This is a genomic window from Chitinophagaceae bacterium, from assembly GCA_030053935.1.
GTDB lineage: Bacteria > Bacteroidota > Bacteroidia > Cytophagales > JASGCU01 > JASGCU01.
Genome location: JASGCU010000113.1, coordinates 1 through 6543, shown reverse-complemented (window position 1 = coordinate 6543; position 6543 = coordinate 1). Strand labels below are relative to the sequence as shown.

Sequence of the window (6543 nt, the reverse complement as noted above, 5' to 3'; positions counted from 1 at the left end):
TCTGTAAAAGGACGCTCTCTTTTTTATTTTCTTTATTTCAGGAAAACAAGAGTCCAAATTTGAAAATTCTCTTATAATTTTAGAAAGATAGTACCGTCTTTTTTCAAAGAATGTATTTTTAGAAAAAAAAATGTAGATTGCAAAGTAACTAATGAACCATATCTATGTATCTTTTTATAGGTATGGAAAACGAGTTATCATACATATTTCTCATTAAATAATACAATGAATATTACAAAAAGCACTCGTTTTGGAGTTATTGGAGGAAGTAAGGGAATGGGAAAATGGATTTATCAATATATTTCCGAATTAGGGTACGGGACACAATTTACTTCTTTAGATGAGGAAACCCAATACGCTTCAAACGTAGATTTAATAAAGGTATCGGAGATAATTATCATAGCAGTTCCCATATCTTCTATGGAAGAAGTGCTGACCGAAATATATCCATACACCCATCAAAAAGTTATTATAGATATATGCAGTGTCAAACATTTTATTATCAAAAAACTAAAAGAACTCCAATCAACTTACCTTTCTATAAGTCCTCAGTATCTTTCTATTCATCAAATGTTTGGTCCCAGTATTACAGATGTAAATGGGCAAACCATACTTATAACTCATCAGCAGAATTGTGAAACCAATACTTTACTTTTTTTTAAACATATTTTTGAAGCACAAGGAGCTATTGTTTATGAAATAGATTATGAGAGGCATGATAAAATAATGGCAATAATACAAGGGCTAAATCATTTTAATGTATTTATAAGTGCCAAAACATTATCTCTTACTTTTGAGGATTTAGAACTTATAAAAAAATTATCATCTCCCACTTATCGTATTTTTTTAATATTTTATACTCGCTATGTTCTCCAATCCCCTAAATTATATGCAGAAATACAGATTTTTAATCCTTATATAAAAGAAATTATATCTCTTTTTATGGAGGAATCAAAAAAATTTTTATCTCTGATAGAAGAAAAAAATTTTCATGGATTTGAAGCATATATACATTCTATGCAACCATTTTTTGAAAAGAATAGAGAAGATTCTCATGTATCCGATATTCTTATTAAAGAATTGGGAAGTATACTTTCTATGCAAAAAATAAAAAAAACTTCGTTCTCTATAGAGAAAAAAATTCAACAAATAAAATTTCTTATATTAGATGTAGACGCTACTATGACAGATGGAGGAATATATATAACAGACGAAGGGATTATATTTAAAAAATTTCACGTAAAAGATGGAGTTGGAATTAAAAACCTTATGGAATATGGAATAGAAGTAGGTTTTATTAGTCATAGTCATTCGAGTAATATTGTAAAAACAAGAGCAGAAATTTTAGGAATAGAAAGATGGTATTCAGGAAAAGAACCAAAAGAAGTAATTTTAGCCCATTGGCTGAAGGAAATGAATATTTCTTTTGAAGAAGTAGGAATGGTAGGTGATGATATAAACGATATATCTCTTATGGAAAAAGTAGGATTTGTGGCTTGTCCGGCAGATGCAATTGATAGTGTCAAACAAATATCTGATATTGTCCTTTCTCTCAATGGAGGCGATGGGTGTATTAGAGAACTTATTGATATTTATATTTTTCCTATACATAAACAATAAAAAAACTTAAAAAATCCTTATTAATTCATTAAACATAAACCAAAAATGGACCAAGAAAAAGCAAAAGAAAGAAAAGAAAAACAACTAGCATTAATTTTTGATATGGACGGTGTTATTATAGATAACCATGCATATCATATGGAAGCATGGTTACAATTTGCAAAAAAGAATGATCTTCATCTTTCTGAAACAGAATATAAACAAAAAATAAATGGAAGAACCATAGGAGAAATAATACGTATTTTCTTTCCTGAAGAACATAATCCTGATACTATACAAAAATTGGGAAATGAAAAAGAACAATACTATAGGTCTCTCTATTTTTATAAGAGAAAACTTATGGATGGTCTCATCCCTTTACTAAAAGCATGTAAATTACAACATATTCCTTGTGGCATAGGAAGTTCTGCTCCTCCTGAAAATATTTCTTTCATCATAGAGCATTTTCAAATAAAAAAATATTTTAGATCTATTGTAGATGGAAGTAATGTTACAAATGGGAAACCACATCCCGAAGTATATCTTAAAGTAGCAAAAGGATTAGGAATATCACCAGAAAAATGTGTAGTATTCGAAGATGCTCTCTCGGGAATACAAGCTGCTAAAAATGCAGGTATGAAAACTATTGGAGTAGCAACAACCCATCCCGAACATGAACTCTCCCACACAGATATGGTCATAAAAGATTTTACAAATCTGCCTATAGAAAAAATAAACTCTCTCTTTCTCGCATCTCTCTAAAAAAACTCTCATTCATTAAAATATATGGATAACACTCCTTCTTATAGAAAAAAGCATATAGCAATATCCGGAAACATTGGATCAGGGAAAACAACCCTTACAAAAGTATTAGCAGAAACATTTGGATGGTTGCCACAGTATGAACAAATAGAATCAAATCCTTATTTAGGAGATTTTTATCAAGATAAACAACGTTGGGCTTTCAATTTACAAGTTTATTTTTTAAATAATAGATTAGAACAAATAAAAAAAATACAAAAGCATCCTACTACTGTTATCCAAGACAGAACTATTTATGAGGATGCTTTTATTTTTGCAAAAAGTTTGAACTTCATTGGGCATCTGAGTGATAGAGATTATCAAAATTATTTGAAACTCTATGAATCTATGATGGAATTAGTAACCTTACCCGATCTACTTATTTATCTAAAAGCAGATATAAAAAAACTAATGTTCCAAATTCATAAAAGAGCAAGAGGATTTGAAGCAAATATAGATGAAAGCTACATTACAGTATTAAACGAACACTATGAAAAGTGGATAAGCTCCTATACAGGAAAAATACTCTCTATAGACGTTTCTCATTTGGACTTTGTGGAGAATAAAAATGACCTTTTACATACATTAGAAATAATAAAAAAAGAACTGTAAATCAAAAAAATACAGATTTTATAGAAATGCAGGGCAAGAAAAGACAAACAGTTGAGGAAGTTATTATTTATCTATTGGACAATTATTTTGCTTAAAATAATTGTAACTACTTGGTAACCAATAACAGGACAGAAAACGAAACTGTTTTACAAAAAAAAATATTAAACTACCTTATTCAAACATATACACTTTTCATTAACAAATAAAAGAATGAATAAAGAATATTTCATCGAAACATTACAAAGTTTTCAACAACAAAAGAACCTTCTTTTTGATTCATTAAAAAGAGTGCCAAAAAACATATTAGAAACCCCATCTGAGCAAGGAAAATGGTCTATACTTCAAATTCTCTACCATATACAAATGTCCGAAAATGGAACTCTTGCTTATATGGAAAAAAAATCTTTATATGCGGCAACGACTCCCATACCTCGTAAAAATATATTTTCTTCCATCAGAGGAGCATTGTTACAATACTTGCTGAAGAGTAATATAAAAAGAAAAGCTCCTAAAGGATTAGATACTTTCCCCGAAACAATATATCTTGACAAGCTTTTTAGAGATTCTCAAACCCAATTTCAAAAATGGATTCATTTTGTTCAAAAAAGCGATGAACATATATTACATTCACAAATATTCAAGCATCCTTTAGTGGGGAGAATTGATTTTATGGATACCATTGAATTCACTATTTTACATTTTGACAGACATCTAAAACAAATTGTAAAAATAATTCAAAAAGAGAATGAGAAATCAAAGCTATAAGATTGCTTTTATTGGAACGGGAAAAGCAGCTACCACCATAGCTCCCATTTTAGAAAAAGCAGGACATACTATACAATACATCCAAAATAGAACCCCCGAAAAAGCAAAAAAATTGCAAGCTTCTTTTCTCTCCCCCCCTGTTATCAAAGCTCCTGCTGATTTTAATTTTTCCGATACCGATTGTCAAGTTTGTTTTCTTTCCGTTACTGATACAGCGATTTCCAAAATTCTTTTTCATTTACTGCTTCCCCAAAACTGCGTACTTTTGCATCTTTCCGGAACTACAGAAATAAAAGTATTAGAAAACCAAGTGACCGCAAAATTAAAAAAAATGAATACGGAAAACAGAGGTGTTTTTTGGGTTGTTAAAGCACTCAATCCCCAACACACTGTTTCACTCCAAGGTACCCCTATTATTATTGATTATACTAACGAATACACTCAAAATGTATTAGAAAACCTCTGTAATTCCATACAAGCAAAACCTATTTATTACCCCGATGGTACCCGAATGGCACTACATCTTGCTGCAACGATAGGTGGAAACTTTTTATATCATATAATGCACTTTATTCATCAAATTATGAAGGCAGAAAACCTTCCTTTTGAAGAACTTATACTCCCTATCATAGAAGAAGCTCTGAAAAAATCAAAAGAAAAACCTGATCTATATCTCCAAACGGGACCTGCACTACGAAACGATTTAGATACACTTTTCAAACATATATCCATTGGAGATAAATACGATGTAGACGCTGGATTTAAGGAATTGTATGAGGGTATTTCAAAAAGTATACAAATAAAGGCACAGAATCCAAAGTGGAAATCCTAAAAACGAAAATTTAAAATTCTGTTTTAAAATTAATAAAAAAATTAAAACTCCCTTGGCTGTTATAAGAATATTCAAATCTAAATACTCTATCATAAAAAGTAACAAAGTCAATCCCAATGCCAACGGTATAAAGCACTTTCTCTGTAAGACGGATATTTTCAAAATAACGTGGGTAATTATTCACATATCCTCCGTCAATAAAGAATTTTCCATAAAAAGCAAAAGGTACTTTTTGAAATTCAGGAGGAATAAAACGGATAAATTTCTTCAAATCCACCTCAAATTTGTAAATCTTTTTCTTAAAAGTCGTTTTTAAAAGGGTAAATTGATACCCTTCTATCAAATCTAATTCATATCCTCTCAAAGAAACAACAGATGATGCCCCAACCCCATAATAATTATAATACGGCTGTACCAAAGGAATAGAAGTATAAAAAGTTATATTAGACGAAAAATAAAATCCTCTCGGCATTTCAAAATAATGAGAGTAATATGCCTGCAATCCCCATCTGTAAATATCTGGACTTACCCACAATCCATCATTTTTTATCCAAGCAGTAAAATAATACCCCCGCAGAGGGTAATTTCTATAATTCCGCGTATCTTTGGTAAATTGATACGTCAGCGATGGGTACTGCTGTGTGGTAGTTTGTTGAAAATAATGTTCATTCAATCGGTTTACAGTATCCATAATAGTGCTATATCTATAAGAAATTCCAATATTATGTTGAATATAAAACAACGGTCTGTGAGTATAATTGAATTGAACTTGATAATTATGTTGCAAAACGTCATCTAAAAAAAAATATTGCGGAATATGGTTCGTAGTTTTGTAAGGTATGTTCTTTAATTGTGTATAGAGAACACTTGCACTTATACCGTTTTTCTGTTTTTTATCAATATAGGGAATAGAATAATTGAGAATAAAGTTATTAAGAAATCCAAAGTGTGCCGTTACCCGCAGCTCGTCCCCTCTACCTGTCATGTTAAAATGATATAAAGTCCCCCCGTAATATAATCTTTTCAAATCCCCCTTCCTATTTACCCACCAATCGTTAAAATTCCTATCTACTATGGATATAGCAGGAATAGGAATAAGATACCACCGCTCTTCCAAATGAATAATAATGTCTTTCCGATTTCCTTCTTTCTGCAAATGCTCAATTCGGACACTATTAAACAGCCGTGTGTTAAATATTTTCTGCTGTTCTAAAACCAGTTGTTTATAAAAATAGGTTGTATCATATTCAGTATTCTCTTGCAAAGTCATTTCCCGAGTAATAATAGAATTTTTCGTTTTTTTATTTCCTAAAATAAAAATTTTATCAAGAATTATTTTGGTATTAGGAGAATCATGTTGGGCAGAGCTCTGCGCGGCGAGAAACAAAAAAAGAAAAATCAAGAATGTTTGTTTCATAGTAGTTTTTGTCTTACATATAGGGGGTGGTAAAATAGTTTATTTCTCAATATTACCTATTTCTGAAATAAATAGATATAAAGTTAATTTTCAAAATAAATTTTTATTATTTTGCAATGAAAAAATAGATGAACCCTTTCATTATAAGCCACGTTTTTAATCGTGAGTTTCTTTATTGTATGTTCCAATTGGATATTGATTCTTTAACATCCGATTCATAAGTTCGTATGTAATTCTCGATTATTTTTACCAAAGTTCTAAAACTTGTTCAAATTTTTTTATTGTTTTCATTGAGTGTTTTTTGAGTTATTTACCAAATAAATACACCAGTACATAAAATTACTCAATAAAAAATAAAAAATAGCTTCGTTTTAAAGAAAAAGAAGGAGTAATTTTATGTTAATTTGGTTTATAAAAAAAAGAATACTATATTATATTATGTTTAACAATAAATATAGTACCACAATGAAACAACTTTTTTTTATACTTTCTTTTTTTGCAGGGCAATTTTATACAA

6 protein-coding genes are annotated in these 6543 nt (G+C 29.9%); 5 read left to right on the top strand and 1 reads right to left on the bottom strand.

From position 1 onward, the window contains the following. Window positions 1-225: 225 nt before the first annotated feature. From QM536_09160 to QM536_09140, 5 genes are all read left to right on the top strand, one after another. On the top strand, window positions 226-1620 hold the full coding sequence (locus QM536_09160; GenBank protein MDI9357176.1) for a prephenate dehydrogenase/arogenate dehydrogenase family protein: 1395 nt from the start codon (window positions 226-228) through the stop codon (window positions 1618-1620). A 45-nt stretch (window positions 1621-1665) separates the two neighbouring features. Then, a complete protein-coding gene (locus tag QM536_09155) occupies window positions 1666-2361 on the top strand; it encodes an HAD family phosphatase (GenBank protein MDI9357175.1) in 696 nt (231 codons plus the stop codon). 24 nt (window positions 2362-2385) lie between these two features. Beyond that, window positions 2386-3012 carry a deoxynucleoside kinase gene (locus QM536_09150; protein ID MDI9357174.1) on the top strand — a complete coding sequence of 209 codons (627 nt, stop codon included), beginning with the start codon at window positions 2386-2388 and terminating at the stop codon, window positions 3010-3012. 210 nt (window positions 3013-3222) lie between these two features. After that, window positions 3223-3777 (top strand): DinB family protein, encoded by a 555-nt coding sequence (locus QM536_09145; GenBank protein ID MDI9357173.1) that lies wholly within the window; start codon window positions 3223-3225, stop codon window positions 3775-3777. Further along, on the top strand, window positions 3758-4609 hold the full coding sequence (locus tag QM536_09140) for a DUF2520 domain-containing protein (GenBank protein MDI9357172.1): 852 nt from the start codon (window positions 3758-3760) through the stop codon (window positions 4607-4609). Before QM536_09145 ends, QM536_09140 begins: the two co-directional genes overlap by 20 nt. A 10-nt stretch (window positions 4610-4619) precedes the next feature. Here QM536_09140 and QM536_09135 read toward each other — a convergent pair whose 3' ends face one another. After that, a complete protein-coding gene (locus QM536_09135; protein ID MDI9357171.1) occupies window positions 4620-6026 on the bottom strand; it encodes a hypothetical protein in 1407 nt (468 codons plus the stop codon). Window positions 6027-6543 lie beyond the last annotated feature (517 nt).

Coding starts and splice junctions, on each gene's coding strand:
- QM536_09160 (MDI9357176.1), top strand. CDS start 226: ATGAATATTACAAAAAGCACTCGTTTTGGAGTTATTGGAGGAAGTAAG.
- QM536_09155 (MDI9357175.1), top strand. CDS start 1,666: ATGGACCAAGAAAAAGCAAAAGAAAGAAAAGAAAAACAACTAGCATTA.
- QM536_09150 (MDI9357174.1), top strand. CDS start 2,386: ATGGATAACACTCCTTCTTATAGAAAAAAGCATATAGCAATATCCGGA.
- QM536_09145 (MDI9357173.1), top strand. CDS start 3,223: ATGAATAAAGAATATTTCATCGAAACATTACAAAGTTTTCAACAACAA.
- QM536_09140 (MDI9357172.1), top strand. CDS start 3,758: ATGAGAAATCAAAGCTATAAGATTGCTTTTATTGGAACGGGAAAAGCA.
- QM536_09135 (MDI9357171.1), bottom strand. CDS start 6,026: ATGAAACAAACATTCTTGATTTTTCTTTTTTTGTTTCTCGCCGCGCAG.